The sequence below is a fragment of the Haloarchaeobius sp. HME9146 genome, assembly GCF_025399835.1.
Classification (GTDB): Archaea; Halobacteriota; Halobacteria; order Halobacteriales; family Natrialbaceae; genus Haloarchaeobius.
Genome location: NZ_JAODVR010000001.1, coordinates 231,641 through 257,370 on the forward strand (window position 1 = coordinate 231,641; position 25,730 = coordinate 257,370).

Annotated in this window: 26 protein-coding genes and 1 pseudogene; 19 read left to right on the forward strand and 8 right to left on the reverse strand. The window is 66.6% G+C overall.

The features are described from left to right. Positions 1 to 138: 138 nt before the first annotated feature. The gene (locus tag N6C22_RS01145; protein WP_261648770.1) at positions 139 to 840 is read left to right on the forward strand and encodes a methyltransferase domain-containing protein; all 702 of its coding nucleotides are present in this window, start codon (positions 139 to 141) and stop codon (positions 838 to 840) included. A 290-nt stretch (positions 841 to 1,130) separates the two neighbouring features. Here the strand turns inward: N6C22_RS01145 and N6C22_RS01150 are convergent. Both N6C22_RS01150 and N6C22_RS01155 read right to left on the reverse strand, forming a co-directional pair. Beyond that, a pseudogene (locus N6C22_RS01150) lies at positions 1,131 to 1,304 on the reverse strand (type IV pilin); the annotation flags it as partial. A 39-nt stretch (positions 1,305 to 1,343) separates the two neighbouring features. Then, the gene (locus N6C22_RS01155) at positions 1,344 to 2,543 is read right to left on the reverse strand and encodes a hypothetical protein (protein ID WP_261648771.1); all 1,200 of its coding nucleotides are present in this window, start codon (positions 2,541 to 2,543) and stop codon (positions 1,344 to 1,346) included. A gap of 152 nt (positions 2,544 to 2,695) precedes the next feature. On the opposite strand from N6C22_RS01155, the gene N6C22_RS01160 reads away from it, so the two are divergent. The 8 genes from N6C22_RS01160 to N6C22_RS01195 all read left to right on the forward strand — a co-directional run bounded on the left by N6C22_RS01160 (position 2,696) and on the right by N6C22_RS01195 (position 13,869). Continuing rightward, complete coding sequence (locus N6C22_RS01160) at positions 2,696 to 4,039, forward strand: hypothetical protein (RefSeq protein ID WP_261648774.1); 1,344 nt, start codon at positions 2,696 to 2,698, stop codon at positions 4,037 to 4,039. Between the two features lie 93 nt (positions 4,040 to 4,132). Then, positions 4,133 to 4,933 (forward strand): electron transfer flavoprotein subunit beta/FixA family protein, encoded by an 801-nt coding sequence (locus N6C22_RS01165; protein WP_261648776.1) that lies wholly within the window; start codon positions 4,133 to 4,135, stop codon positions 4,931 to 4,933. Beyond that, a complete protein-coding gene (locus N6C22_RS01170; RefSeq protein WP_261648779.1) occupies positions 4,930 to 5,886 on the forward strand; it encodes an electron transfer flavoprotein subunit alpha/FixB family protein in 957 nt (318 codons plus the stop codon). Before N6C22_RS01165 ends, N6C22_RS01170 begins: the two co-directional genes overlap by 4 nt. A gap of 334 nt (positions 5,887 to 6,220) precedes the next feature. Next, positions 6,221 to 7,339: a BMP family protein gene (locus N6C22_RS01175; RefSeq protein ID WP_261648781.1), complete on the forward strand. Its 1,119-nt coding sequence runs from the start codon at positions 6,221 to 6,223 to the stop codon at positions 7,337 to 7,339. A gap of 1 nt (position 7,340) precedes the next feature. Further along, positions 7,341 to 9,779, forward strand: a complete 2,439-nt coding sequence (locus N6C22_RS01180) for a methyl-accepting chemotaxis protein (RefSeq protein ID WP_261648783.1) — start codon at positions 7,341 to 7,343, stop codon at positions 9,777 to 9,779. A 259-nt stretch (positions 9,780 to 10,038) separates the two neighbouring features. Continuing rightward, a complete protein-coding gene (locus N6C22_RS01185) occupies positions 10,039 to 12,384 on the forward strand; it encodes a methyl-accepting chemotaxis protein (protein WP_261648784.1) in 2,346 nt (781 codons plus the stop codon). A 132-nt stretch (positions 12,385 to 12,516) separates the two neighbouring features. Next, positions 12,517 to 13,359, forward strand: coding sequence for a polyprenyl synthetase family protein (locus N6C22_RS01190; protein ID WP_261648786.1), 843 nt, complete (start codon positions 12,517 to 12,519; stop codon positions 13,357 to 13,359). A gap of 45 nt (positions 13,360 to 13,404) precedes the next feature. Continuing rightward, positions 13,405 to 13,869, forward strand: a complete 465-nt coding sequence (locus N6C22_RS01195; RefSeq protein ID WP_261648788.1) for a hypothetical protein — start codon at positions 13,405 to 13,407, stop codon at positions 13,867 to 13,869. Between the two features lie 19 nt (positions 13,870 to 13,888). Here N6C22_RS01195 and N6C22_RS01200 read toward each other — a convergent pair whose 3' ends face one another. Together N6C22_RS01200 and N6C22_RS01205 are read right to left on the reverse strand one after the other, a co-directional pair. Beyond that, a complete protein-coding gene (locus N6C22_RS01200; protein WP_261648789.1) occupies positions 13,889 to 14,989 on the reverse strand; it encodes a DUF373 family protein in 1,101 nt (366 codons plus the stop codon). Positions 14,990 to 15,015: 26 nt separating this feature from the next. Then, positions 15,016 to 15,876, reverse strand: a complete 861-nt coding sequence (locus N6C22_RS01205) for an N-acyl homoserine lactonase family protein (protein ID WP_261648792.1) — start codon at positions 15,874 to 15,876, stop codon at positions 15,016 to 15,018. Between the two features lie 118 nt (positions 15,877 to 15,994). Between N6C22_RS01205 and N6C22_RS01210 the strand changes: the two genes are divergently transcribed. Both N6C22_RS01210 and N6C22_RS01215 read left to right on the forward strand, forming a co-directional pair. Beyond that, positions 15,995 to 16,786: a YqcI/YcgG family protein gene (locus N6C22_RS01210; protein WP_261648794.1), complete on the forward strand. Its 792-nt coding sequence runs from the start codon at positions 15,995 to 15,997 to the stop codon at positions 16,784 to 16,786. Further along, positions 16,783 to 17,346, forward strand: coding sequence for a cysteine hydrolase family protein (locus N6C22_RS01215; protein WP_261648796.1), 564 nt, complete (start codon positions 16,783 to 16,785; stop codon positions 17,344 to 17,346). The genes N6C22_RS01210 and N6C22_RS01215 overlap by 4 nt, the downstream gene beginning before the upstream one ends. Here the strand turns inward: N6C22_RS01215 and N6C22_RS01220 are convergent. Continuing rightward, positions 17,338 to 17,847, reverse strand: coding sequence for a phosphate-starvation-inducible PsiE family protein (locus N6C22_RS01220; protein WP_261648798.1), 510 nt, complete (start codon positions 17,845 to 17,847; stop codon positions 17,338 to 17,340). The two genes, N6C22_RS01215 and N6C22_RS01220, sit on opposite strands and share 9 nt — an antisense overlap. Positions 17,848 to 18,026: 179 nt before the next feature. Between N6C22_RS01220 and N6C22_RS01225 the strand changes: the two genes are divergently transcribed. Then, a complete protein-coding gene (locus N6C22_RS01225; RefSeq protein ID WP_261648799.1) occupies positions 18,027 to 19,022 on the forward strand; it encodes a radical SAM protein in 996 nt (331 codons plus the stop codon). A 324-nt stretch (positions 19,023 to 19,346) separates the two neighbouring features. Here the strand turns inward: N6C22_RS01225 and N6C22_RS01230 are convergent, their stop codons facing one another. Next, complete coding sequence (locus N6C22_RS01230) at positions 19,347 to 20,033, reverse strand: hypothetical protein (RefSeq protein ID WP_261648800.1); 687 nt, start codon at positions 20,031 to 20,033, stop codon at positions 19,347 to 19,349. 162 nt (positions 20,034 to 20,195) lie between these two features. Between N6C22_RS01230 and N6C22_RS01235 the strand changes: the two genes are divergently transcribed. The 4 genes from N6C22_RS01235 to N6C22_RS01250 all read left to right on the forward strand — a co-directional run bounded on the left by N6C22_RS01235 (position 20,196) and on the right by N6C22_RS01250 (position 22,387). After that, on the forward strand, positions 20,196 to 20,642 hold the full coding sequence (locus N6C22_RS01235) for a TRAM domain-containing protein (RefSeq protein ID WP_261648802.1): 447 nt from the start codon (positions 20,196 to 20,198) through the stop codon (positions 20,640 to 20,642). Between the two features lie 75 nt (positions 20,643 to 20,717). After that, entirely contained in the window at positions 20,718 to 21,194 is a 477-nt protein-coding gene (locus N6C22_RS01240) for a Tfx family DNA-binding protein (protein ID WP_261648803.1), read from the forward strand. 23 nt (positions 21,195 to 21,217) lie between these two features. Next, positions 21,218 to 21,577, forward strand: a complete 360-nt coding sequence (locus N6C22_RS01245; RefSeq protein ID WP_261648805.1) for a DUF952 domain-containing protein — start codon at positions 21,218 to 21,220, stop codon at positions 21,575 to 21,577. 24 nt (positions 21,578 to 21,601) lie between these two features. After that, positions 21,602 to 22,387: an SDR family oxidoreductase gene (locus N6C22_RS01250; RefSeq protein WP_261648807.1), complete on the forward strand. Its 786-nt coding sequence runs from the start codon at positions 21,602 to 21,604 to the stop codon at positions 22,385 to 22,387. A gap of 18 nt (positions 22,388 to 22,405) precedes the next feature. Here N6C22_RS01250 and N6C22_RS01255 read toward each other — a convergent pair whose 3' ends face one another. Together N6C22_RS01255 and N6C22_RS01260 are read right to left on the reverse strand one after the other, a co-directional pair. Beyond that, positions 22,406 to 23,386: a sugar phosphate nucleotidyltransferase gene (locus N6C22_RS01255; RefSeq protein WP_261648808.1), complete on the reverse strand. Its 981-nt coding sequence runs from the start codon at positions 23,384 to 23,386 to the stop codon at positions 22,406 to 22,408. Beyond that, positions 23,380 to 23,661 (reverse strand): hypothetical protein, encoded by a 282-nt coding sequence (locus N6C22_RS01260; protein ID WP_261648811.1) that lies wholly within the window; start codon positions 23,659 to 23,661, stop codon positions 23,380 to 23,382. Before N6C22_RS01260 ends, N6C22_RS01255 begins: the two co-directional genes overlap by 7 nt. A 160-nt stretch (positions 23,662 to 23,821) precedes the next feature. Here N6C22_RS01260 and N6C22_RS01265 point away from each other — a divergent pair, with 160 nt between their 5' ends. The 3 genes from N6C22_RS01265 to N6C22_RS01275 all read left to right on the forward strand — a co-directional run bounded on the left by N6C22_RS01265 (position 23,822) and on the right by N6C22_RS01275 (position 25,727). Next, the gene (locus tag N6C22_RS01265) at positions 23,822 to 24,025 is read left to right on the forward strand and encodes a hypothetical protein (protein ID WP_261648812.1); all 204 of its coding nucleotides are present in this window, start codon (positions 23,822 to 23,824) and stop codon (positions 24,023 to 24,025) included. A gap of 150 nt (positions 24,026 to 24,175) precedes the next feature. Next, positions 24,176 to 25,111 (forward strand): replication factor A, encoded by a 936-nt coding sequence (locus N6C22_RS01270; protein ID WP_261648814.1) that lies wholly within the window; start codon positions 24,176 to 24,178, stop codon positions 25,109 to 25,111. A 1-nt stretch (position 25,112) separates the two neighbouring features. Further along, the gene (locus tag N6C22_RS01275; protein ID WP_261648816.1) at positions 25,113 to 25,727 is read left to right on the forward strand and encodes an RPA family protein; all 615 of its coding nucleotides are present in this window, start codon (positions 25,113 to 25,115) and stop codon (positions 25,725 to 25,727) included. Positions 25,728 to 25,730 lie beyond the last annotated feature (3 nt).

The window sequence follows — 25,730 nt, forward strand, 5'->3', positions numbered from 1 at the left end:
GAGTTTACATAGCGGCTATAAGGTAGTTGCGAAAGGTGCTGGACCGGGGTTTCACCTGAGTGCGCCGGTCAATCACGAACGTTCACTCACGATTCAATCGCGACAGAACTATGGCGGGACGTTGCTAAACCCCGGCCAATGGGAATCCTCGAAAACAAGGCTCGTGCACGCCTGTTCTACAAGTATCTCTCGAAGGTGTACGATACCATCAACCCGTTCATCTGGAACGAGGAGATGCGTACCGAGGCCATCGGGATGCTCGATATCGAGCCCGACGACCGGGTGCTCGACGTGGGCTGTGGGACCGGCTTCGCGACCGAAGGACTCCTCGCTCACGAGAACGTCGACGAGGTCTGGGGCCTCGACCAGAGCCCGGACCAGCTCGAGAAGGCCTACGCCAAGTTCGGCAAGCACGGCCCGGTCCACTTCCACATGGGTGACGCCGAGCGTCTCCCGTTCGCGACGAACAGCTTCGACGTCATCTGGTCGTCCGGCTCCATCGAGTACTGGCCGAACCCGGTCCGTGCGCTGCGCGAGTTCCGCCGCGTCGTGAAACCCGGTGGCCAGGTGCTCGTCGTCGGGCCGAACTACCCGAAGACGACGGTCATGCAGAAGGTCGCCGACGCCATCATGCTGTTCTACGACGAGGAAGAGGCGGACGAGATGTTCACCGCGGCCGGCTTCGAGGACATCCAGCACCGCCTGATGGGCCCGGAGTACGACCCCGACATCGCCATCACGACCGTCGCACGTGCACCAGGTGCAGACGATGCGGCGGACGAGGCGGCCGAGGAGGGCGAGACCATCGAAGACGACGCCGGCCCGGAAGCCGAAGCCTGAGAACGGGCGACCGTCTCGACCTGCCCGACCACCAGTTCCTCGCTGTAGAACGTCACCACGACTCGCGAGTCCGGTGAGAGCGTCGGCCGGTTCGTCCCCGCGATCCTGACGCTCGCGGTCTCGCCTGCGGTCCACGTCGAATCGGCTGCGGTGTTGAACGGCCCGGTCGGCCCCGGCGCGAACCCACGCGCGGAGAAGAACGGCACCGGTGGCTGGTGTGCGAGCCGTGTCCCATCGACCTCGACCACCACCCGCAGGTCTCGCACGTCGACCGTCTCACCACCGGTGTGGGTCACGGTGATACGCCCGGTGTCGGCGTCCGCCGTGGCCGCGAAGCTCGCACGCGGAGCCTCTGTCGGTGGGGTCTCGTAGACGCCGACCACGACGACGCTCGCGAGGACGAGCGTCACCGCGAGCAAGAGCGCGGTACCGACGACGGGGGTGACTGCACGGGGAGAGAGCACGCGGGCTCTGGCCGCGGCTTCGGATAAAAAGGCTCGGCGTCAGGACGAGACGCTGACGTTGATGGGACCCTGTGGGAGTTCGACCGTGACCTCGTAGTCCCCACTCGGCTGGGTGAACCAGTGGATGCCGTCATCGTCCGTCTGCCCGACGACCGTGCCATCCACCATCACCGGCGCAGCGATGGCGTCGCCGCTGAGGACGTTCTGGACCTGGATGCGTGCCGGGCCGCCGTTGGCCGTCTCGTTGATGACGACCTCGACGCCGTAGTCGGTCGCGTTGACGCTGTTGCTGACGGGGAGCGCGGAGACGGTCAACTGCTGGTACTCGCGGTACACCTTCCGCTGCGAGCCATCGACGTAGATACGGATGGAGCCCTGGTCCAGGGGGCTCTCGTAGAACCAGCTACCGCGCCTGAACTCCCAGATGTTCACGCCGGAGCTCTCGCGCACGTACGGGTATCTCCCCTCGGTGTACTCCAGGAACTCCGTTCGGTTGTCGAACCCGTTCGTCGTGTCGGTGTCCCAGTGGTCGAGCCTGACCGCCTCGCGGTAGTACTCCAGGTCCGGGCCAGTCTGTGCGAGCAACTGGATGACGACACCGGACTGTGAGCCCTGGACCTGGGCCTGCAGCGACCCGTCACGTTCGTTGTTCAACGTCCGGAACAGGGCCGACCGGGTCGGTGTGCTGTACTCGTTTGCCTGCCTGGTGAGGTACCCGAGGGATGCACCGGTCGAGCGTTCGAGCCGCGCGATGGTGTCCTTGGTCTGTTCGGCACGGTAGCCGACGAGTGCGAGTCGCTTCAACAGCTCTCGCTCGGAGATGTCACCGGCTCCGTACGCTTCGATCGCCTGCCGTTCCTGCTGTTGCAGCGTGTCGACCCGCGACTCCACGTCCTCGATGGCCGCCTCCACGAGCGCCTGCCGTGCCTCGTCGGAGGACGCGGCACCGAGGCGAACCGAGAGGAGTTCGAGCTGGTAGTTGCTGTCGACGGTCTCACGGTTCATCGCCACGGCGGCACCGAGATCGAGCCCGGGCGTACCGTAGCCCTGTGTGGAGACCGTGTCGAGTTCGAGTCGTCGCGTCGTGTCGTTCGAGATGGACGTGCGACTCGTCACGTCCGCCGACAGCGTTGGCCGCTCGGCGGCGGTGTCTGCGGGGACCGCGGGTGCGCTGGCGGCCGTCCCGATGGGCGACAGGACGAGGAGGGCCAGCAGGGCGACGCACGTGAAACGTCTCATTGGTCGCCCGTACTGCGCGACGGTACAAAAACCGGTCGACGTGTCTCGAACGAGCACGAAAACCCTCGAGAGCCGGCGAGACATTTCATAACGGCTGCTGATGTTTTATCTCGATGGAAAGCGTTTTTTCCCCGCGGCATGGACGCACCTGTATGCGGTCCCTCTCTGTCGTCACAGCCGCCCTCCTCGTGCTCGCCCTCTTCACCGGGGTCAGCACCGGCGTGCCGAGCGGTGCTCACGCGGGCACACCGGCCGCGTCCCCCGACCTCGCGGTCGCGCAGGACGAGTTCGAACCTGCAGACCCCGGAACGGTCATCGAGGTGAACGTGACCGAGTCCGGCGACGCGCAGTGGTCCGTCTCCTATCGCTACCGCCTGACCGGCGAGAACGAGACGACCGCCTTCAGGCAGTACGGTCGCGCCGTGGCGAAGGGACAAGAGCAGTTGACGTTCTCGGCCGAGCTGTTCCAGCAGTTCGCCGACCAGGCATCGACGTGGACGGGCCGGGACATGGAGATCCGGGACACGTCGTGGCAGGAACCGGTCGTGCGCGAGCCGGCACAGCCCGGCACGGCGACCACCACGACGGGGAGTGACGAGATGAGGACCAGAATCGGCGTCCTCACCTACACCTTCACGTGGACGAACTTCGCCGAGGTCCAGGGGGACGGCGAGGTTCGCGTCGGGGACGCGTTCGGGACCGAGAACGAGACGTGGCTGCCGACGCTGTACGAAGGGCAGCGGTTCGTCATCAACGAGCCGCAGAACTTCGCCATCATCAACTCGCCGGCCGACAAGGGCCCGCAGAACAGTTCCCTCATCTGGGACGGCCCACAGACGTTCGAGCCGGGCTACATCGAGGCGACGTACGTTCCGCGCGAGCCCTCGCAGACCCAGACGACACCCGGCACGACGCCGGGCGGCCTCGGTGAGGAAGGCGGTCTCCCGCTCCAACTCATCGGGTTCGGGCTCCTCGTCGTCCTGGTCGCCGCCGGGAGCTACCTGTTCGCGCGGTGGCAGACCGAACGGGAGCAGTCCACCCCAGCTGCCACCCCGAACGGCGGGCACGACACGGTGACGGCGGACAGCTCGACGACCGACGGTCCGCGCCAGTCGGAGACCACAGACACCGATGCTGCGACGGATGCGGCGACAGCCGCGAGCGCGGGCGCGGCAGCCGCGGACGAAGCTGCAGAGGACGAACCCGAGGCCGAAGACACCGCGTCCGACGCGGGCCAGGAGGAAGCGGAGGAACTCGACCCCATCGACGTGGAGCTCCTCTCGGACGAAGAGCGCGTCCTCCGCCTGCTCCGACAGAACAACGGCCGGATGAAGCAGGCGAACATCGTCAAGGAGACCGGCTGGTCGAACGCGAAGGTCTCCCAGCTGCTCTCCGGCATGGACGACGACGACGAGATCGAGAAGCTCCGCATCGGCCGGGAGAACCTCATCACGCTCCCGGGCGAGAGCATCGGGGACTTCGACGACGACGCCTGACGGACGACGCGTCCGGAGGCTCCTGACAAACGATTTTCACAGGGTCCCGCGTTTCGTAACCATTTACGTGGGTGCCGGCATAATCAGCCGTTGATGAAGGTTCTCGTCACCGTCAAGGAGGTGGCCGCCGTCGAGGACGAATTCCAGATCGATGGGACGTCAATCGACGAGACGTACCTCGAATACGACCTCAACGAGTGGGACGACTACGCCGTCGAAGAAGCCGTTCAGCTGCAGGAGAACGGCATCGCCGACGAAGTCGTCGCCGTGACCATCGGGCCCGAGCGGTCCGAGGAGACAATCCGCATGGCCCTCGCGAAGGGTGCGGACCGCGCGATTCGCGTGTGGGACGACGCCATCGAGGGCACCGACCTGCTCGACGTGGGTGCGAAGACACGCATCCTCTCGGCGGTCGTCGCCGAGGAGGAGCCGGACCTCGTCCTCAGTGGTGTCCAGGCCGACGACGATGGGTTCGGCGCAACGGGCGTCTCCCTCGCCGACGAGATCGACTACGAGTGGGCCGCGGTCGTGAACGACCTCGACCACGACGCGCTCGACGCCGAGAGCGTCGCGAAGGTCCACCGCGAACTGGAGGGTGGCGTCGAGGAGCTGACCGACGTGGAGCTCCCCGCCGTACTCACCATCCAGACCGGTATCAACGAGCCGCGCTACGCCAGCCTGCGCGGTATCCGGATGGCCCAGCGCAAGGAGATCGCCCCGAAGACGCTCGACGACATCGGCCTCGACGCCGACGCCGTCGCCAACGACCTCGAACTCACCGACATGTACGAACCCGAATCCGAAGGGGACGCCACGTACTTCGAGGGCGGCCCGGAGGAAGAAGCCGCACAGCTTGCTGACCTCCTGCGGGAGAAGGGGGTGGGTGCGCAATGAGCGACATCCTCGCAGTCGCCGAGCACCGCCGCGGTGAACTCCGCGACGTGAGCTTCGAACTCGTCACGGCCGGCCGCGAGCTCGCCGACGCGACGGGTGGCGACCTGCACGTCGCCGTCATCTCGGGCGACCTCGACGACTTCGCCGAGCAGCTCAAGCTCGAGGGCGTCGACACCATCCACACCGTCTCCGACGGTGAGGAGTTCAACCACGACGTGTACGCCCAGGCCGTCACGCAGCTCTACGACGCCATCGGCCCGCAGGTCCTGCTCATGCCGAACTCGGTGAACGGGCTGGACTACGCGCCCGCCGTCGCGAACCGCCTCGACCTGCCCTACGTCAGCGACGTCGTCGGGATGGAACTCGACGGCGACACCCTGACCGCCACGCGCGAGATGTACGGTGGGAAGGTCGAAACGGCGACCGACGTGCCCGCAGAGCACGTCGCAGTCTCCATCCGGAGCGCCGAGTGGCCGACGACGGAGGAGACGGGCGACGCCGCCGTCGAGTCCTTCGACGTGGACCTCGACGAGGATCTGATCCGCTCGACCGTCACCGGCTTCGAAGAGGTCGGGTCCGGCGACGTGGACATCAGCGAGGCGGACGTGCTCGTCAGCGTCGGCCGCGGTATCGAGGAGGAGGAGAACCTCGACCTCGTTCGTGACCTCGCCGACGCGCTCGACGCGACGCTGTCGTCGTCGCGCCCCATCGTCGACGCTGGCTGGCTCCCGAAGAACCGCCAGGTCGGTCAGTCCGGGAAGGTCGTCACGCCCGACGTGTACATCGCCATCGGCATCTCCGGGGCGGTCCAGCACGTCGCCGGCATGAAGGGTGCCGACACCATCGTCGCCATCAACACCGACCCGAACGCGCCAATCTACGACATCGCGGACTACGGTATCGTCGACGACCTGTTCGACGTCGTGCCGGCGCTCATCGAACAGTTCTCCTGAGCGGCCCGCTACCGTTTTTTGCCCGAGTAATCCCGGGTTTTCGGCATTATACAAACACCGGGTATGTTTTACACCGGCCGTACGATTCCGTTCGGAACACGAGTGAACGCGCCCAATCAGGACCCGTTGGGAGGCTGACGGGAGGGGCCGTGAACAGACCGTCAGATTCCGGGAAACTAAACTGGCATTCTTTTTATGATTAGGCGGGGTGTGCGTGGGTAGCCACCGAACCGCACACTCGAAACCGCAAGACAACCATGAGGAACAGACTCATACAACCTCCATTGTAACTCGGCAAGAAGATATAAGTATTCGAGGATATACCTGCCGAGATATGGATAGGAGTATCACGCGGCGAGGGATACTGACTGGTGCCTGTGGTGGCATCACGTCGGCCCTCGCCGGGTGCACGTCCGTCGTACCCGGGATGGGAACGGGAGACGGCGATGGTGCCACAGAGACGGCGACACGACAGTTCGACCAGAGCGAGACGTTCATCGGGATGCTGTACGCGACCAGTGGGCTGGACGACGACTCGTTCAACGACATGGCCAACCGCGGGGTCAAGCTCGCTCGCGTCCGTCACGGCATCGAGTACAAGAACGCGGTGCCGGAGACCGTCGACCAGATCCAGGCGCTGCAGACGGAGTACGCGAAGTCGACGAACCCGCAGTTCGACCTCACCGTCTGCATCGGCTTCCTGCAACAGGAGCCGTTGACGAAGACCGCGAAGGAGTATTCCGACCAGAAGTTCATGCTGGTCGACGCGGTCGTCGACCGGGACAACGTGGCGAACTACGTGTTCAAGGAGCACGAGGGCTCGTTCCAGGTCGGCGTGCTCGCCGGGTCGCTGACGTCGCAGGGGTTCTCGGCGGGGGCCGGCCAGACCCGCGTCGACCGGAAGACGGTCGGTTTCGTCGGCGGTATCGAGTCCGACCTCATCAAGAAGTTCGAGGCCGGGTTCATGGCCGGGGCGAAGTACGCCGACGAGGACGTCGAGGTGCTGCGCGAGTACGTCGGCAGCTTCAGTGACGTCGAAGCCGGTCGGCAGGCGGCCCAGTCGATGTACGACGAGGGCGCGGACATCGTCTACCACGCCGCCGGCGGGACCGGCGTCGGGGTGTTCCAGGCCGCCCAGGAGAACGGTCGGTTCGCCATCGGCGTCGACTCGGACCAGTCCGAGACCGACCCGCGGTACGCGAACGTCATCCTCGCGAGCATGGTCAAGCGGGTCGACACGGCGGTGTTCAACGCCATCGACACCATCGAGAAAGGCGAGTTCGACGGCGGATCGGTCCAGTCACTCGGGCTGGACCGGAACGGTCTCGAGGTGGCGTACGGGAACGTGGTCGGGCCAGAGATACCCGAGCTGGCGAAGCTCCAGGTGGACGACACCCGGTTCAAGATCGTCAACGGGGAGATCGACGTCCCCACGACGCCGGAGGAGGTCTGAGATGGCGGACGACTCTCCCTCCATCGGTGCGCGACTCACGCCGGGGTTCATCCGCCGGCGCTACTCGCTGAAGTTCGCCGTGTCCTTCCTGCTCGTCGTCCTCGTCATCGGCTCGGTCGGTGCCGTCGGCTACGTCCAGACGAAGGACACGGTCGAGACGAACACGCAGGCACAGCTCGAGGAGACGAGTTCGCTCCGGGCGTCCTCGCTCTCGGAGTGGACCGAGAGCATGCGCATCCAGACGCGGACCGTCTCTGCCGGAGAGGAGCTCCGGGGCGACGAGCAAGGCTCGTCCTACGGAACGGCGGAACGGTACCTGCAGACCAGGGAGTCTCGCCTCTCCGGCGACATCCTCGGCATGCACCTGGTCAACAGCTCGAACGGCCGCGTGATGGCCAGTACGGACCCAATCTCGGGGTTCAAGCTCGAGGAACTCGGCGTGCCGTGGGCGAACGCGAACGTCTCGGGGAAGTCCGCCGAGAAGGCGGACGAGGTGTGGGTGTCCGACAGTTCCTACGAATCACCGCTGACGCCGTACACCCAGGGTGACGTGGTCGCGTTCGCGAGCGCAGTCCCGAACTCTGACGACCGCTACGTCGTCGTGGTGACGCGTATCCAGACCCACCTGGACACCATCAAGGACTCCGAGACCGAGGGACAGACCCGCATCATCAACGAGAACGGTGGGACCGTGTTGACGCCGGGCGGTTCGGTCGACCAGAGCGTCCACGGTGACGGGCTCTCGGCAGCGCGGTCCTCGGGTGACACCGCGTTCGAGACCGCGGGCAGCCAGGTCCACGCGTACGCCGCCGTCGACGGGACCCAGTGGGTCGCGATCACCAGCGTCGAGACGAACGAGGCGTTCGCCGTGCGTGACACGGTCGGCCAGAACGTCCTGCTCATCATCGCGAGCGGCCTGCTCGCGCTCGGGTTCGTCGGCGTGGTGCTCGGTCGCCAGACCGTCACCCCGCTGGCGAAGCTGCGCGACCGCGCCAGCCAGATGGAAGACGGGAACCTGAACGTGAACCTGGAGACGCGCCGGGTCGACGAGATCGGCCGGCTGTACGGCGGGTTCGCGGAGATGCGTGACTCGCTGCGCGACCAGATACAGGAGGCTGAAGCCGCCCGCAGCGAGGCCGAAGCCGCCCGGACCGAGGCCGAGCGCCTGAACACGCACCTCGAACGGAAGGCGGACGAGTACTCGCAGGTGATGCGGCGCTGTGCGGACGGCGACCTGACCCAGCGCATGGACGCCCAGTCGCAGAACGAGGCGATGACCGACATCGCCAACGAGTTCAACGAGATGATCGGCCAGATCGACGAGACCGTCGCTCAACTGCGCGTCTTCGCGACCTCGGTCGCGAGCGCGTCCGAGGAGGTCACGGCGAGCGCCGAGGAGGTCCAGAGCGCGAGCCAGCAGGTGTCCGGGTCGGTCCAGGAGATCTCGGACGGAGCCGAGCGCCAGAACCAGCAGTTCCAGTCGGTGTCCGCCGAGATGGACTCGCTGTCGACCACCACCGAGGAGATCGCGGCCTCCTCGAACGAGGTCGCAGACCTCGCCCAACGCACGGCCGAGACCGGCAGTGCAGGGCGCGAGGCCGCACAGGAGGCCATCGCCAGCATGGCCGAGATCGAGGACGAGTCCTCCGAGGCCGTCGAAGCCATCGAGGACCTGGAGGCCGAGATGGCACAGATCGACGAACTCATCGAGTTCATCACGGACCTGGCGAAGGAGACGAACATGCTCGCGCTGAACGCCAACATCGAGGCGTCGCGTGGCTCGGCCGAGGGCGCGAACGGCGATGGCGGCGACGGGTTCGCCGTCGTCGCCCAGCAGGTCAAGGAACTCGCTGCGGAGACCAAGGACGCGGCCGAGGACATCGAGGCGCGTCTCGAAGGCATCCAGGAGAAGACCGACCGCACCGCCGAGGAGGTCCAGAAGACCTCGACGCGCGTCTCGGAGAACCGTATCGCCGTCGAGAACGCGGCGGACGCACTCGAACAGATCGCGACGTACGCCCAGCGGACCAACGACGGCGTCCAGGAGATATCGGCAGCGTCCGAGGAACAGGCCGCCTCCACCGAGGAGGTCGTCGCGATGGTCGACGAGGCCGCGACGATCTCGGAAGAGACCACCGCCGAGGCCGAGAACGTGGCCGCCGCCGCCGAGGAGCAGACCTCCTCGCTGTCGGAGGTCACGAAGAGTGCATCCAGCCTCGCCCAACAGGCGTCCCAGCTCAGCCGTGCACTCGACCGGTTCGAGACCGAATCCGACGGCACCAGTGGGGAGGGCCCGCTCCTGGCCGACCAGCTGTCGGGCTCCGGGGACGCGGGCGACGACGCGTCGGCCGACACCGCAGACGCGGGCGACGCGGACGAAGACGACGCGAAGAGCGCGTTCGAGTTCGCGAACTATCCGGAGCAGGGCAGAGAGGACTGACGGCGAGCACAGCCGAGGACGTGGGCGAGCGTCGCCCCGTCCGTTCAGATGGTTAACTCATCTTCGACTAAACATTCTACAGACATATACGCCCTCTGCCACGTCTCTGGCTGCGGAAAGGCAGAGATAGAATCAGCCCGTTACCGTTCGAAAAGTAACGGGAACGGCGGAAAGATACATACGTTTCCGAGGATACCTGCATGTAATGTCAGGTGTGTTGGGACGTCTTGTGCCGGGACCGATCCGGCGAAGTTACGCGTTGAAGTTCGCACTCGCGCTGTTCAGTGTGCTCGTCATCATCGGTGGGGTTGGCGGCTACATCTACTTGCAGACCGGGACAGTGCTCGAAGAAGACACGGGGCGGGAGCTGAACGCCAGTGCGAAGATCCAGGCACAGTTCATCGACCAGACACTCCGTGAGACCAGAACAGAGGTCGAGCGTCTGAGTACGTCCGACGCCGCCCAGGACGACAATACGAGCTCCGAACGACGGGCGTTGATGCGAAGTGCGGCCTCGGACGAGTACGTCGACTCTATCTATCTGGTCGACACGTCATCGGGGGCGATAGATCAGCAAGTCGGACGGGGAACCGGTGCGGACGGGGACAGCCTCACCGACGCGTTCCAGACGAAACTGAACGAGATGGAGTCCGCACAACTGGGCCAGGTCGTCACCAGCAAACCCTTCCAACTCGGGGACCGGAAAGTGATGGTCGTCCGGAGTTCGGTGCCGAACCAGGCCGATAAGTCGTTCGTCGCGGTGCTCGACATGCAGTTGCTCTCGGTGACCGCGCTCCCGCAGGTGAGTTACGGAGAGGTCGTCGTCGTCGACGGCTCCGGGACGGTGATGCTGTCGGCCGATGCGTCTAACATCCTCCAGACGGACACGGTTCCAGCCGGCGAGATCGACGGGTCCAGGGGCTTCAAGACCCTCGACACCAGCGACGGCGAGAAAGCGTTGAGTTACCGCCAGCTGACGACCGAGGACTGGACCGTCATCCGACGGGTCCCGGAGTCACAGGCGTTCGCGCTCCAGGACACCATCCTGACGCAGCTGGTCGCGATGCTCGGACTGGCGTTCGGGAGTATCATCCTCATCGGGATGACCATCGGCCGGAACACGGTCAAATCGGTCGCGAACCTGTCCAACAAGGCCGGTGAGATCGAGGCGGGTGACCTCAACACCGAGATCGAGAGTTCGCGCGTCGACGAAATCGGCCAGCTGTACAACTCCATCGACAACATGCGCGAGTCCCTGCAGGACCAGATCGCCGCGGTCCAGCAGGCACGGACCGACGCCGAGCAGGCACAGGCGGAAGCCGAGCAGATGAACCGCCACCTCGAACGCAAGGCCGACCAGTACCGCGACGTGATGCAGGCGTGTGCGGCCGGGGACCTCACCCAGCGCATGGACGCCCAGTCCGAGTCCGAGGCGATGAGCGACATCGCCAACGAGTTCAACCGGATGGTCGCGGAGCTGGAGGAGACGACCGACCGCGTCAAGACGTTCGCGAGCGACGTGGCGACAGCGTCCGAGGAGGTCACGGCGAGTTCCGAGGAGGTCCGCTCCGCGTCCGAGCAGGTCACGGAGTCGGTCCAGGAGATCTCGGACGGGGCCGAACGGCAGAACCAGAGCCTCCAGTCGGTCAACACCGAGATGGACGCCCTGTCGACCACGACCGAAGAGATCGCGGCCTCCTCGAACGAGGTCGCCGACCTCGCCGAGCGCACGGCCCAGACTGGCCGGAGTGGTCGTGACGCCGCAGAGGACGCCATCGAGGGCATGAGCGAGATCCAGGAAGAGTCCAGCGAGGCAGTCGACGCCATCGAGGACCTCGAGGCCGAGATGGAACAGATCGACGAGCTCATCGAGTTCATCTCCGGACTGGCGAAGGAGACGAACATGCTCGCGCTGAACGCCAACATCGAGGCGTCGCGCGGGGCAGCCGGTGGGGACGGTGGCGCTGGTGACGGGTTCGCCGTCGTCGCCCAGCAGGTCAAGGAGCTGGCACAGGACACCAAGGACACCGCGGAGGACATCGAGAAGCGCCTGGAGACCATCCAGGACCAGACCGACCGCACCGCCGAGGAGGTCCAGCGCACCTCGAACCGCATCGCCGAGCACGCCGGCTCCGTGCAGGCGGCCGTCGAGGCACTGGACGAGATCGCCGAGTACGCCCAGCAGACCAACGACGGCGTCCAGGAGATCTCTGCGGCATCCGAACAGCAGGCGGCCTCCACGCAGGAGGTCGTCGCGATGGTCGACGAGGCCGCGACCATCTCGGAGGAGACCACCGCCGAGGCCGAGAACGTCGCTGCTGCGGCCGAAGAGCAGACGACTGCACTCACCGAGGTGTCTGGCAGTGCGAGCGACCTCGCGGACCAGTCCGCCCGCCTGAGCGAGGCCCTCGACCGCTTCGAGACCGACACGGAGCGCGTCGAATCCGACTCGTGGGGTGACGCGGAAGAGGTGATGTTCGAGGAGACGACCGAGGACGAAGCGACCACGCCTGCTGGCGACCAGCACGACGAGATGGCAGCAGAATCGCCAGAGGGTTCGGCGGACGAGCAGTCCGACGACACCTTCGAATTCGGCGACCACTGAGCGGGAACACGGTCCCAGTTCCCCCACTCGACCCCACACCGTCGTGCGGTCGATACGGAGAGGCGGTAGCGCGGTCCCGATTGCGGACACGTTCCGTCACCTACTTTTTGGGGCGTTCCTAAGCGGTCGGTGATGGAGTTCCTGGAGCGCCGGCGTGGGCTGGTCGACGACCGGTTAGTGGAGGTGCTCGACGCCGTCGAGCCCGGCGAACTGGCCGACGAGCTACGACACGTCTCGCTCTCGGGCGGCAAGCGAGTCAGACCGACCGTAACCGTCCTGGCCTGCGAGACGGCCGGTGGCGACGCGGAGGACGCCGTGGACTTCGGCGTCGGTATCGAACTCGTGCACAACGCGTCGCTGGTCGTCGACGACATCATCGACCAGTCCGACATCCGCCGCGGAACCGCCGCGGCGTGGGCCGAGTACGGTTACGGCCCCGCGATAATCGCCTCCGACGGGCTGCTGGGCGAGGCGTTCGCGCTGTTCTCCTCGGACCCACAGGCGATGCAGATCGTCGCCGAGGCGATGGTCGAACTCGGCGAGGGCGAGGCGACGGAGATCGCCGCTCAGCCGACGAACGAGCGCGAGTACATGGAGCTCGCCCGGCGGAAGACGGGCGCGCTGTTCCGGGCGGCCGCCGAACTGGGCGCGGTGGCGGCCGGCGCGGACGCCTACACCATCGAGGCACTCGGCGAGTACGCCGAGCGCGTCGGTATCGCCTTCCAGATCCGCGACGACGTCCTCGACGAGACCGCGGACGCCGACGACCTCGGCAAGCCGACCGGGCAGGACGCAGAGATGGACCGCCCCTCCGTGGTGCAGGTGACCGACCTCACGCCCGAGGAGGCCAACGAGCGCGCCGAGGCCGAGGCCGAAGCCGCGCTGGAGGCGCTCTCGAAGGTCGACACGGGCGACTCGGAGGCCAGCGAGTACCTGCGCGACCTGGCGCGGTTCGTGGTCGTGCGGGAGCGGTAGTCGGTTCGCGGAAAGCCTACAACCGAAACGCTCGATTCTGACGGTATGTCGAATGGCTCAGCAACCACCGGGGAGCGACTGCTCGTCTTCGTCGGGGCCATCTTCGCACTCTTCGGGTCGTACCAGGCATGGGCTCGGACGAATCCGGAGACTGAGGTCACGCTGCTCATTCGCGTGTACAAGATGGAACCCGGTCTGGGGCCCCTCATCTGGCCTGTCGTCCTACTGACCCTCATCGCGGTTGGAATGGTACTCGTCGGCCGGCGAGACCAGCAGCGTTGGGTCGCCTCCGGAGTCGCTGGCCTGTTCACGCTTACCGCGACCCTTCTCTACGCGGTGGCGATACGGTCGGTCGACGTGCTCCCGCCGCAGCAGGGGATGTTCGTTCCAACGGTCTGGTGGTACGTCGCGGTTCTCGGTGGCCTCATGCTGGCTGCCAATGGCCTGGGTCGGCTCGTTCTGGTGAGGCTCTCCAGAACGAGATGGCGGTGGCTTCCGAGGCCTGTCTGAAGTCTCCTCGCCTGCCAACCTATCCCGTCTCCGCGTCCGTCTCCGCCCCTTCCGAGAAGTGCGTCTCCGCGATGGCGAACGCGAGCGTGCTGATGAGTCCGAGCAGCGTGCCACCCGTCAACACGGCCGCGAGGTTCGAGAGCGTCATCAGCCCGAGGAAGAACGCCGAGACGGCGTGCAGCACCGCGCCCATGGCGACGACGTAGAAGGGTGCGTTGAGATAGCGCCACTCGAGGGTGTCGGCGATGTACTCGTCCGTTATCTGGCCGAGACTGGTCGTGACGCCGGCGGCGGCGAACCAGCGGACCGAGCCGAACGTGAGTGCGGCGAGCACCTGTGACGCCGAGAGGCCCGTCTCGGCCTCGGCCTGTGCGATAGTCAGGTACTCCGCGCCGCTGACGCCCCCGACGACCAGCAGGGCAGCCGCGACGACGTAGGAGAGCAACGTCATCCGGCCAGCGTAGAGGCTGTTCCGGACGCGCTCGAACGTCGAGTCGATCTTCTCGCCGAGGCCGAGGCCGCGCGAGAGGAGGTAGAACCCGAGCAGCGCCGACGCCAGCCCGAGGACGCTCCCGACGGTCACGTCCATGAACGTCGCCGCGATGGCGAGAGGATACACCAGCAGGAGGATGCCGATGGGGACGAGCAAGGTCCCGCGGGTCTCCGGGTCGTTGAGCACCTGCTTCATGGTGTAGTACATCGATTCGAGGTCCTGGGCCTGCCGGACGACGACCCGGCGGACCCCGTCGACCTTCACGCGGGACCGGATGACGGGGATGACGGACTCGTCCTGGGCCCCGTCGGTGACGATGAGCGCGGTGACCTCCTCGCTCGTGGAGAGGCCCGCCAGCACCTCGTCGACCTCCTCGCCGACCTTCCGGTTGGCGCTCACGTCGCTCTTCTCGTTCCCGGTGACGGCCGCCACCTCGACCGCCTCGTCGTGGATGGTGTCGAGCAGGTTGATGCCCTGGAAGAGGACGTTCACGTCAGAGTCCTCGGGGTCGGCGGTCGCCAGGGCGACGGCGGCTTCCTCGACGTTCTCTCGGCCGACAACAGGGGTCCGCGTCCCTGTCTTGCGACCGATGTCGTCGTCGAGGTCGACGCACAGCACGAGCAGCATTCAGTGCGTGGGTTCGCCGTTGCCGTTCAAGTGCTTTTGGTTGCTGGCACCGCGTCGGGCGGGACCCGGCAGAACTCGTGCTCGCGGAGTCGGCGCGGCGCGTCCGGGTCGTGCGAGGGCAGGACCACGGTCGGTCGCTCCGCGACGAACCGGAGGATGCGTCGCTGGGTCTCGCGGTGGGTGTCAGCGTCCATCGCCACGCCGTCGACGCGCCGGGCGAGCAGGCTCTGCTGGTCGAAGGCGGCGTCACCGGCGAGGAACAGTTCGCCGTCGCCGGTGTCGACCACGACCGAGAGGTGACCGTGGGTGTGTCCCGGTGTCGGGACGAGGAACACGCCATGAGCGAGATGGTGTGATGCCGAGAAAGGGCCGATTTCGGGGCCGTCGAAGGTGATACACGTCGGGGAGAAGTTCGCCGGGAGGTGCTCCCGCAAGGTTCCGTAGCGCGCGCCGCCGGCCATCGCGTCCTCGTACTCCCGCCGCGAACAGACCACCTCGGCGTCGGGGACGTCGCACAGGCCGTCGACGTGGTCGAAGTGTGCGTGGGTCAGGACGACCGTGGCCACGTCGTCGGGGTCGAACCCCAGCCGCCGGAGCTGTGGGTCGAGTTCGTCCTCGGGAGCCACGTCGACCTGAAACTGCCACCGGTAGAACCAGCGCGCCAGCGGGGGGTAGTAGCTGGAAAGTGAGGCCGCCGCGCGTTCGCCCGTGTCGACGACGATGGGACCCTCGGGGTGGTCGATGACCCAGCCGAGGATGGGCAACGGGTCGTGGAAGTTCGGGTCGAGCGCCCAGCGCAACGTCCGCACGGCCCGGGACTGGCCGCGGCCGCGGTAGTGCGCCTCCTTCACGCGAATCGAGCCGAACCGGAGGGGGTGGACGTCCATGGAACCCGTACGCCGCCGGAGAGTAAGAGCCGTTCGTCGGTCGTGTGGGACGACCCTGATTTCTCAGGCGCTGGGAAGCAACCGTGGCGTACTAACCGCTGCGCGCTAACTCTGGTGCATGAGTAGACGGGCCGTCACCAGCGGGTCGGACCAGTTGACCGGGACCGACCTCACACGCCTGTTCGACCAGGAGCGCCTCCACCAGCGCCTCGACGCGGGTACCCTACCCGACTGGGCCGTCGAGCACTACGAGGAGTTCCGGAGCGCCATCCTCGGCGAGCGAAACGGCACGCCGTTCCCCTGTTACTTCGGCGTCGACTCCGAGGAGAAGGGCTGGGCCCTGTACACGTTCGTGCCCGGCCTGGACGACGAATCGCTGCTGCACTTCCGTGACGTGATGCTGGCGTTCCTGAACACGTACGAACACCACTCGCCGCGGACCTCGCTGGTCGCGTTCTTCCAGCACGACGGGACCGACCTGCCCGAGGCGGAGTGGTACGAGCGCTACTGGCACGTCCTGCAGTTCCTGCACGACAACGACCCGGAGGCCTGGCCCGAGGAGTTCCCGACCGACCCGGACCATCACCAGTTCGAGTACTGCTTCGGCGGGCACCCCATCTTCCCGACGGTCCGGGCCCCGAGCTACGAGCAACGCCACAGCCGCCACAACCCGCACGGGCTGGAGGTGACGGTCCAGCCCCGGGCCGTCTTCGAGGGCGTCACCGGCGACACCGAAGCTGGACAGCGCGCCCGCGAGGTCATCCAGGGTCGCCTGGAGGACTACGATTCGGTCTGCCCGCACGCCCACCTCGGCGAGTGGGAGGACGACACGAGTCACGAGTGGAAGCAGTACATGCTGCCGGACGGTGAGGAGGAACTCGAAGAGTGCCCGCTGGAGGTTCGGGCGTGAGCGAGGACGAGGAGTCAGCGCGACCCGACGCCCTGCTCGTCATCGACGCCCAGTGCGGCTTCGACGAGCCCGGCTGGGGCGAGGAGCGTTCGACGCCGGAGGCCGAGACGAACATGCAGCGCCTTCTCGAGACCTGGCGCGAGGAGGGCTGGCCGGTCGCCCACGCGAAACACGACTCGACCGAGGACGGCTCGCCCCTGCGGCCCGACACCGCCGGGAACGAATTCAAGGAGGGGCTGGAACCCGAGGGCGAGGAACCGGTGTTCGCGAAGACCGTCAACAGCGCCTTCATCGGGACCGATTTGGAATCCTGGCTGCGCGAGACGCCCCACGGTCGGGTGGTCATCTGCGGGCTCACCACCGACCACTGCGTCTCCACGACGACCCGGATGGCCGAAAACCTGGGATTCGACCCCGTGCTGGTGGCCGACGCCACCGCGACGTTCGACCGGGCGATTCCCGGCGGCGGCCACCTCTCGGCCGAGGAGAACCATCAGGCCGCCCTGGCACACCTCTCGGGCGAGTTCGCGACGGTCGTCGACACCGACGAGTTAGTCTGACGCCTCTGCCTCGGCGGTCGACCCGGCTTCCTTGTCCCCGGCGGTCCGTTCGATGTACAACAACACGCCGAGTCCGAGCAGGACGACCGTGTAGGCCGCCGCCGTCAGCAGCGCCTCGGTCTTGCTCGCGTACACGTCGGTTCGGAAGACGATTATCTTCCGGACCATCGCGATGACGCCGGTGTAGACGACGATGCGGACGATCTCGGTCGTCTTCGACTTCTGGGCGTAGGCGAGGACGGTCTGGTACACCTCGACGATGATGAACAGCAACAGCGCGGTGTCGATGAAACCGACCACCACGAGCGGGTCGGTGATGTCCCCGTTGCCGACCGCGCCGGCGATCTGCATCCCCAGATCGAGCACGCCGACAGCGAACAGGAACACCATCACGACCGCGGCGGCGAACTCGATGGCCTGCATGACCACCTCCGTCAGTTCGACCCCGCGGTCGAGGGTGAAACGGGGTCGCTCGGGCGGGCGCGGCAGGTCAGTTGCCATATCGTGCTAGAGGAAGGCTAGCACGAAGAAGGGGCAGAACCCTCATCGGGCGAGGTGGTCGGGAGTGCCGACTACACCCGTCGCACTGCACCGGTCGCGAACGTGCCATGCACCCCCGAGCCACGCCGTCTCCATTTCGCACGCTTTTTCCCGTTCGGCCCGATTATACCGTACAACGAATGATCTCCAAGGGCTGTGAGCAGTGCGCGGAAGGCGGAAAGATGGTCATGTTCGTCTACGGCTACTGTGACCAGCGCGACTGCTTCTACTGCCCGCTCGGTGAGAACCGCAAGAACGTCACCGACGTCTACGCCAACGAGCGCCTCGTCGAGTCCGACGAGGACGTTATCACCGAGGCCAAGCGCATGGACGCCCTGGGCACCTCCATCACCGGCGGCGAACCCCAGGAGGCGCTGGACCGCACCTGTCACTACCTCTCCCTGCTCAAAGACGAGTTCGGCGAGGACCACCACACCCACCTCTACACCGGCATCACCGGCGGCCGCGAGAACATGCGCCGCCTCTCGGAGGCCGGCCTCGACGAGATTCGCTTCCACCCACCCCTCGAGTTGTGGGGCGACATGCACGGCACCGAGTGGGAGGAGATACTCTACATCGCCCGCGAGGAGGGGCTGACCCCCGCCTTCGAGATTCCCGGGATCCGCCCCGAGAAGGAGTTCCTCGAGTTCCTCGACGAGGGGGCCGCCGAGTTCTGTAACATCAACGAGTTCGAGATGTCCGACGGGAACTACCGCCGGATGCAGGAGGAAGGCTTCGAGCTGAAGGAGGGCCACATGTCCGCGGTCGACGGCTCCCGCGATGCCATCCTCGACGTGATGGGTGACCACGAGCGCGTCTACTTCTGCACCAGCGTCTTCAAGGACGCCGCCCAGCACCGCCGCCGGCTGAAGCGCATGGCCCGGAACGTCCGCCGCGAGTTCGACGACGTGAGCGACGACGGAACCCTCGTCTACGGGAAGACCTACACCGACCCCGCCGTGTTCGAGGCGCTGGGCGTCCCCGAGGAGTTCTACACGGTCAAGGAGAACCACGTCGAGGTCGCCTGGTGGCTGCTCGAAGAGATGATCGAGGACGGTGACGTCGACGACGGCGAAATCGTCGAGCAGTACCCGACGTACGACGGGCAAGTGGTCGAGCGGACGCCGCTCGCGTAGGCCGGTTCTGGTTTCTCGGTCGTTTCGAACGTTTTTGACGAGGTCCCTTCTCAGAGCGGTCGGTCTGCGAACGTCTCGACTCGCCACTGGCAGTCGATCTGGTGCTGGTGGCGACGACCAGACCACTCGCGATAGCGTCTTTGACCGCGACCGCCCAGCACCGAACCACTTCCTCCCCAGCCGACTGCGATGCTCACTTCGCTCCGTTTCACTCCGCCTCGTTGCGCGTCTCATCCCTCGCGCGAGTTCGTCGGCGACCCCACGCGAGGCTCGGGGCGCCGACCGCGCACGCCGCCCGGTAGTCAGGCTCCAACGTCCCCTACCTTAGAACGCCTCACGCGGCGGCACACCGGCCACCCGTGCGGCCACGATTCCCCCGAAGGCGACCGTGAGCACGGCGGCCAGCGTGGCGGTGGGGGAAGCAGCGACGCCGAGCCCGAACCCCACGACGGCCAAGGTCGCCAGCACGGTCGCGCCGAGCACCCACCGGGTGGGCAGCCGGTCGTTCGTCAGGTGGTCGTACATCCCCAGCGCCGGCAGGAACGCGAAGAGGGCGGCCAGGCCGCCGAGCCATGGCTGGCCGAGCACGAGGCCACCGGCCAGGCTGGCGATACCGAGGGCGGTGCCAGCCACCAGCGTGGGAACCGGTGGCGGCGAGACCGCGCCGAAGACGACGGCGTACACCGCGGCCGGGACGGCGACGCCGAGTCCGACCAGCAGCCCGAGCAGAGGTTCACCTCCCGCGAGGCCGAGAGTCACACACAGCAGGCCGACCGCGGCAGCGACCGCGAGGACCGGTCGGGGCGGGATGGTGTCGTCGGGGTCCGCTGCACGAGTAACCGTGTAGGCCGCAAACGGGTAGAACAGGGCGGCCGCGACACCGACGTACCCGAGGAACGAGGCGGGGTCGGCGACGAGGTCGACCTCGCCGACGAGGACGGGGAAGACGAGCCACGTCGTCGCGAACAGCACGCCGACGACGATGGCGGCTTCGGGGACCCGACGGGTCATACCGGCACTCGGGACGGGAGACGTGAAACGGTGTCGCTCGCGGGCACCGGCGGTGGACGTGGGGCCAGTATGTGCCGTCATCACATACGAAACCGGGCGAGACAGTTCGGCTGATTCAGGGAAGGCGCAAGCGTTTAGATGTCTGCCTCGTTAGTCGTGTCCATGTCGGACTGTCCACTCGCGGACGACTGCCCCAGATTCGAGGAACGTATCGCCGGAATGGGCTGTGCCCATTACGGGGACCGCGGGGGGATGGAGTGGTGCAAGAACTACGACCAGCCGATCTCGGACCTGAAGACCCAGCCGGTCAAGCCGGGCGAGCAGATCGTCGTCGACGTGACGGACATCCACGAGTCCGGTGCCGGTATCGGCCGCACCGACGAGGGCTTCATCATCTTCGTCGACGGCGTCCTCCCGGACGCCCGCGCCAAGGTCGAAGTCACCAAGGTCTACAACAACCACGCGCAGGCCGAAGAGGTCGAGCGGCTCCCGATGGAGGACGAAGACGAGGACGAGGAGGAACAGGAGCCTCGCACCTCCAGAAGGAGCAAGAGTGGCCGCGCCTCCCGCGAACGCCTCGGCAGCCGCGACAACTTCTGGGGCAAGTAGCCGCCCCAGCCCAGCGAACCGCACCCACGGACAGTCCACCGACCCTTTTTCGCGTGGCGGTTCCTACGCCGCCATATGGCCGACGAGTTGCCCGACGTAGACGACATCCTCGACGAGACGGGATTCTCCGCCGCCGAGAGCGTCCTGACCCGCCGACAGGCCGAGGTGCTCGCGCTCCGGGAACGCGGCTTCGCACAGGCCGCCATCGCCGAGCGTCTCGGCACCTCGCGTGCGAACATCTCCAGCGTGGAATCGACCGCCCGCGACAACGTCGCGAAAGCCCGCGAGACCGTCGCGTTCGCGGACGCGCTGGCCGCGCCCGTCCGTATCACGGTCGAGGCCGGGTCGGACCTCTACGACGTGCCCCAGCAGGTGTACGACGCCTGTGACGCGGTCGACGTGAAGGTCCCCTACGCCGCACCGGACCTGATGAAGGTCGTCAACGACGACGCCGGCGACGCTGTCGACGGCCGAGAGATCGGCGACGACCTGCTCATCAGCGTCACCACGGACGGGACCGTTCAGGTCCGCCGGCAGAAGGACACCGATTAGGCCGTCGAGTCGCTCTCTCAGGTATGGGTCTCATCCTGCACATCGTCCCCGAATCCGACTGGGACGACGACACCGACGAGTATCGCCCCGCGAGCCTCGACGACGAGGGCTTCATCCACTGCTCGAAACCCGAGCAGGTCGAGGACGTGGCGAACCACCCCGAGAACGACTTCCCGGACGACTGCCTGCTCGTCTGTATCGACGAGTCGAAGGTCGACGCCGACATCCGTTACGAGAACGGTTTCCCGCACATCTACGGGCCGCTGAACACCGACGCCGTCGCGTCGGTCGTCGAGTTCCCCATCACGGACGAGGGGACGTTCGGGCTGCCCATCTCTGTCGCCATGGTAGAGGCAGACGTGGTGCGTAACTCAGGTACTTAGGGGGATGAGAACGTCTCTCCCGATATGGACCTGAACCTGGAAGGAGAGACCGCACTGGTAACGGCGAGCTCGTCCGGCCTCGGGCTCGCGAGCGCGAAGGCACTCGCCCGCGAGGGCGCGAACGTGACCATCTGTGGGCGTGACCGCGACCGCCTCGACGCGGCGGCCGAGGAGATAGAGAACTACGGCTTCGGCGAGGTGCTCGCCCGGCCGGCCGACATCACCGACCCCGACGACATCAAGGACGTCGTCGAGACGACCGTCGAAGCGTTCGGGGGCCTGGACCACCTCGTCACCTCTGCGGGCGGCCCGCCGTCGGGCCCGTTCCTCGACATGACGGAGAAGGACTTCTACGCGGCTTACGACCTGCTCGTGATGAGCGCCGTCTGGACCCTCAAGGAGGCGCACCCCCATCTGGCAGCGAGCGACTCGGGGAGCTGGGTCGCCATCACCTCGACCAGCGTCGTCGAGGCCATCGACGGCCTCGTGCTCTCGAACGCGGTCCGCCGGGCCGTCGTCGGCCTGGTGGACACCGTCGCCCGCGAGTGGGCACCCGACGTGCGCGCGAACGTCGTCATGCCCGGGGCCCACGAGACCAGCCGAATCAAGGAACTCATCGAACAGTCGATGGAGCGCGGCGAGTACGACAGCTACGAGGAGGGACTGGCCGACTGGTCCGCCGACATCCCCATGAATCGTATCGGCGACCCGATGGAACTCGGTGACGTGGTGGCGTTCCTCGCCTCGGAGAAAGCGAGCTTCGTCACCGGGACGTCGCTCCCGGTCGACGGCGGGCGGACGCGGAGTTAAGGAAAACCAGACTAGCACTCAGAACCGCGCTTGCTCGCGGAGTTCCGAAACGACCTCCCGCACCCGCTGTGCGTCAGACTTCGGAACCACGAGCACCCGGTCGTCGTACGCCGCGACGACCAGGTCGTCGACACCGACCAGCGAGACGTGTTTGCCGTCGCTGGCGACGACGTTCCCGCTCGAATCGATTGTCAGGGCGTCGCCCAGCACCGCGTTCTCACCCTCCAGCAGGCGCTCGAACGCGTCCCACGAGCCGAGGTCGTCCCACTCGAAGTCGGCCGGGACGACGTACGCGTCGTCGGTGCGTTCGAGGACAGCGTAGTCCACGCTGACCGACTCGGCACGCTCGAAGCCCGTTTCCGCGTTCTCGGCCGTCGCAATCGGTTCCAGTGGGGTCCCCTCGCACTCACGGAGGAAGGCGTCGGGGGTCCACGCGAAGATGCCGGCGTTCCACAGGAAGCTGTCCGCGACGAACGTCTCGGCCGTCTCGGAATCGGGTTTCTCGCGGAACTGCCGGATGGTGGCAGCGCCGTCGGTGAACGACCCGGGTTCGATGTAACCGTACCCGGTGGCGGGCCGGGTCGGCTCCACGCCCATCGTCACCAGCCCCCCGGTTTCCACTGCAACCTGACAGGCACGGGTCGCGACCGTCGTGAAGTCACCCGTGACGTGGTGGTCGCTCGGGAGACACAGCAGGACGCAGTCGCCGACCTGCTCACGGATTCTGCGGGCCGCGTACGCGAGCGCGGGACCGGTGTCTTTGGGTTCGGGTTCGACGAGCACGCCTGCACTCGGCGCGTGCTCGCGGACCTGCTCGGCGTAGTCCGCTCCCGTGAGGACGTACGTCTCGTCGGCGAAGCTGGCACGTGAGACGGTCCGGGCGAGCAGGGAGTCGTCACCGCCGAAGGCGTGGAACTGCTTGGGGCGGTCGCTGCGGCTCGCGGGGTAGAGCCTGGTGCCGGTCCCCCCGGCGAGCACCAGCGCGACGGTCGTCACCACGTCTCTATCTGCCCCTCCTGGATGTCCTCCAGGCAGCCCTGACAGTCGGGATTCTCCGGGTCGAAGCACTCGGGGACGCCGGCCTCGCTCAGGAGGACGGCGCGCTTCTCGGCGTAGCGCCGGCAGACGATTCTCGCCCGCCCGTACTCGTCACGGGGGAGCTTGCTCACCTGTCTTCCCGTCGTGAAGTTCTGGCGGGTCTTGGCGTACTGCCGGCCGGCCGAGCGGAACGTCTTGCGGATGAACCGGCCGACGCCGTCGTTCTGGTCGCTCACCGGGGGCACCTCCCGGGCACGAACGGTCGCATTGTTGTCGAATCGTAGCGGCGCAGGGCACTAAGGTACGTCGGTGGGGTCCTCCCCCATGGCGTGCCTGCCGGATGGGGCCAAGCCTGAAGGAGCGCATGGCCCTATCACCGGCTGACCCCGCCAACCCATGTCATCGACCGAGACGCCCTCCCTGTCCGACCGGAACCGACTGCTCGCCGTGCTCGCCCTCGCGACGGTCTCGGCCGTCCTGAACTACGGCGACCAGGTCCAGTCACTTGGCGATGCAGTCGTCTGGTTCAGTCTCTTCGTCATCGTCGGGTATCCCCTCATGACCGTGCTCGCGTTCGGCCGCCAGCGCCTGGGCGTCTAACCGGCGACGGCGGCCGGCCGGTCGTCCAGTCACCAGCCCCTGCAATCGGGACCATTTTCACTTTCACTCTGCCCTTAGACTAGTTTAAATAGGATGGCGCACCAATCCCGATACGTCTCCCACCGAAACACACGCGGAGACAGAGAGACCATGACTGATGTGCGCCAGCACGCGGAAGACATACACGAACAGTTCTCCGGGCACGACATCGACGTGTCCGTCGACGACATCGAAGAGCGTCTCGACCGACTCGTCAACGAGTTCAAGGTCCCCATGGACGAGGCCACCCGCAGCGTCCGTACCCACTACCTCGACGAGGCGGGCATGGACCGCGACGAGCTCGGCAGTGGCGGTGCCAACGACGAGATGCTCCTCGGTGACATCGACACCGACGAGCAGTGGATCGACGTGACCGCGAAGGTCACCCAGCTCTGGGAGCCCCGCTCCGACGCGGTCGCCCAGGTCGGCCTGCTCGGCGACGAGTCCGGGACGAAGAAGTTCATCTCCTTCACCACCTCCGAGCTGCCCGAGCTGGAGGAGGGGAAGTCCTACAACCTGACCAACGTCATCACCGACGAGTACGAGGGCAACTTCTCGGTCAAGCTCAACCGCACGACCGGCATCGAGGAACTCGACGAGGACGTCGAAGTCGGCGACGACTCGACGACCGTCGAGGGCGCGCTCGTGGACATCCAGTCCGGGAGCGGCCTCATCAAGCGCTGCCCCGAGGAGGACTGCACCCGCGTCCTCCAGAACGGCCGCTGTGCCGAACACGGCGAGGGCGAAGGCGAGTTCGACCTCCGCATCAAGGCGGTCGTCGACGACGGCGTCGACGCCCACGAGGTCATCTTCGACAAGGACGCGACCGAGTCCGTCGCGGGCATCACCCTCGACGAGGCCAAGCAGATGGCCATGGACGCGCTCGACACCACGGTCGTCGCGGACGAGATCCGCGACTCGATCATGGGCACGTACTACCGCGTCGAGGGCCCGACCTTCGGCCGGTACGTCCTCGTCGACGACCTCGAAGAGCTGACGGACAGTCCGAGTGGAGAAGCGGCTCTCATCCGCGCGAGGTCGATGTGACATGAGTCAGGCACCCACCCGCGAAGTCGCAAAGCGCGTCTTCGCACGCGAGTTCAACGACGCGACGTACACGTTCAAGGAATCCGACGACGAGCGCGCCCCCAACTTCGCGCTCCTGCCGACGGGCGACCGCGCCAACCGCGTGTTCGTCGTCGGCACCCTCACCGAGACCGAGGACATCGGTGACGACTCGGAGTACTGGCGTGGCCGCGTCGTCGACCCCACGGGCACGTTCTTCGTGTACGCTGGCCAGTACCAGCCCGAAGCGGCCTCGTTCCTGCGCGAGACCGAACCGCCTGCCTACGTCTCCGTCGTGGGCAAGCCGCGCACGTTCGAGACCGACGACGGCAACGTCAACGTCTCTCTGCGGCCGGAGTCCATCACGCCGGTGGACGAGGCCACCCGCAACCGCTGGGTCGTCGAAGCCGCCGAACGCACCCTCGACCGCATCGAGGCGTTCGACGACGAGACCAACGAGTACGCCGCCATGGCCCGCGAGCACTACGACCCCGACATGCTCGGCATGTACCGGGACGAAGTGATCCAGGCACTGGAGAGCATGGACGGCGTCAGCGGTGACGACGAGGAAGAAGACGAAGCGGAAGCCGCAGTCTGAGCC